We start from the raw sequence: 2,236 nt of genomic DNA, 5'->3' as shown, positions 1-2,236 counted from the left end.
GCACCGGGCGGCCCCGGCCCGGCACGTTCCGCCGGACCGGGGCACCCCCGCACCTCCCGGGCGCGCCTGCCGGGCGCACCTCCTGGGCGCGCCTGCCGGGCCCGCCGGCTGCCGCCCGCTCAGACGCCCGCCGGCTGCGCCCGCTCCGGGCCCGGAGCGGGCCGGCGCTCGTCGCGCGTGGTCGCCGCCGCCACCGCGCACGCCACCAGCGCCAGCACCGCCGCCGCGAACGGGAACCACCGCCCGCCCAGCACCGCGATCGCCGCCGACCCCGCCGCACCCCCCGCCGCCGTCCCCAGGTACAGCGCACTGCTGTTCAACGAGATCAGCAGCGGCGCGTTCACCGGATCGATCGACGCCAGCCGGTGCGGCAGCGCCACCGACACCGCCCACCCCGCCAGCGGCACCACCACCGCGTACCCCAGCGCCCCCGGCATGCTGCGCCCCAGCCACGGCAGCGCGGCGAACGCGAGCGCGGCCACCGCCGAGCCGGCCAGCAGCACCCGCCGCACCCCGATCCGGTCCACCATGCGCCCGCCCAGCCAGCTGCCGGCCACCGACATCACGCCGCTGGTCAGCAGGATCAGGCTCAGCCGGTCGGCGTCGCCGCCGGTGGCGCCGGACATCGCGGTGGACAGGAAGATGTAGACGCTCTGGAAGGCGAGGAAGAACACCAGCGTGGTGGCCGCGGCGCCCAGCACCCGGCGCCGGCCCAGCGGCGCCAGGCGCGCCTTGAGGGTGGGGGCGGCGGTGGGGGCGGGCAGGTCGCGCAGCAGGAGGGCGAGGCCCGCGAGGGCGGCCAGGCCCAGCGCGGTGACCAGCCACATCGTCATCCGCCAGTCGGCGCGTCCCACCCAGGTGCCCAGCGGCACGCCGAGCGCGGTGGCCACCGTCATCCCGCCGAGCACGGTCGCCAGCGCCCGTCCGCGCCGCTCGGGGGCGACCAGGGTGGTGGCCACCGCGTTGGCGGTGGGCGTGTAGAGGGCGGCGCCGGCCGCGGCCAGGACGCGGGTGGCCAGCAGCAGCCCGTAGGTGGGGGCGAGCGCGCTGAGCACGTTGGCCGCGCTGAACACCGCGAGCGCGGTCAGCAGCAGGCGCCGGCGCGGCCAGCGGGCGGTGAGCGTGGCCAGCACCGGGGCCAGCAGCGCGTACCCGAGCGCGAAGACGGTGACCAGCTGGCCGGCGGCCGGCACCGACACCCCCAGGTCGGCGGAGATCGGGCCGAGGATGCCGGCGAAGACCATCGAGTCGGTGCCCATGGCGAAGGTGCCGAGGGCGAGCAGGAGCAGACGTACGGGCACGGCAGGGCCCCCCGGGGCGCAAGGAAAACCAATTGTTGGATGGACATGCAACTGTTTGATGCTCGTCAAACACTCGGGGATGGGTGGATGATTGTCAAACCATCCGTTTCCCCCGCGGTTCCCCGCGGCCCCCGAGGAGCGTGCGCCATGAGCGACGACGAGCGGCTTCCCCAGCCCGCCACCGCCGACATCGACCTCGTCACGGTCCTGCACGCCCTCGGCGACCCCGTGCGCATGACCCTGCTGCTCAGCTACGCCGACGACGCCGAGCACTCCTGCGACCCCCGCGACCTGGGCCTGGACCACCTCCACAAGTCGACCGTCTCCCACCACATGCGGGTGCTGCGCGAGGCCGGCGTCACCACCACCCGCGTCGCCGGCCGCAACCGCTTCGTCAGCCTGCGCCGCGCCGACCTCGACGCCCGCTTCCCCGGCCTGCTCGACGCGCTCCTGGCGGGCCAGGCAACTCCCGTACGGTAGACCCGGGTTGGCCCCTAGGGGATGGAGCGCCGCGGCTGCCGCCGCAGGCGTAGGCCTGCGGACGTAAGGCCCCCCGGGCGGCTCCTGCCGCGGGCGGATGCGCCCGGGCGGGCCGGGTCGGCACGGTGGACGCGCACCCCGCCCACCGGCGCGCACCGCCCACCGGCGCACCCCGCCGTCGTGCCGCCGCCCGACCCGCCGCAGGAGCCACGCCCATGACCGCATCCCAGCCCGAGCGCCCGTCCGACCGTCCGTTCTCCCGTCCGTTCTCCCGTCCGTCCGAGCGCCCGCTCGACCGTCCGCTCAGCCGCCGCGGCGTCCTCGGGGCGCTCGCCCTGGGCGCCGCCACCGCCGCCGTCGCCGGTGCCGGGCCCGCGCGCGCCGACAGCGCGCCGGGCGGTGCCGCACCGGGCGGCACCGCGTCGGGGGGTGCCGCGGGGGAGCCCCGCCTGTGC

The 2,236-nt window shown here is 77.5% G+C and carries 2 protein-coding genes and 1 pseudogene; 2 read left to right on the top strand and 1 reads right to left on the bottom strand.

Annotation, left to right across the window (positions count from 1 at the left end):
* Positions 1 to 119 precede the first annotated feature (119 nt).
* Entirely contained in the window at positions 120 to 1,301 is a 1,182-nt protein-coding gene (locus tag ACIQOV_RS38250) for an MFS transporter (protein ID WP_401055369.1), read from the bottom strand.
* Positions 1,302 to 1,448: 147 nt separating this feature from the next.
* On the opposite strand from ACIQOV_RS38250, the gene ACIQOV_RS38245 reads away from it, so the two are divergent.
* Complete coding sequence (locus ACIQOV_RS38245) at positions 1,449 to 1,781, top strand: ArsR/SmtB family transcription factor (protein ID WP_401055368.1); 333 nt, start codon at positions 1,449 to 1,451, stop codon at positions 1,779 to 1,781.
* A gap of 215 nt (positions 1,782 to 1,996) precedes the next feature.
* Positions 1,997 to 2,236: pseudogene (locus tag ACIQOV_RS38240) on the top strand (hypothetical protein); the annotation flags it as partial.

Source organism: Kitasatospora sp. NPDC091257 (assembly GCF_044757675.1).
Lineage (GTDB): Bacteria > Actinomycetota > Actinomycetes > Streptomycetales > Streptomycetaceae > Kitasatospora > Kitasatospora lactacystinica.
This window is presented reverse-complemented; position numbering and strand designations above follow the sequence as displayed.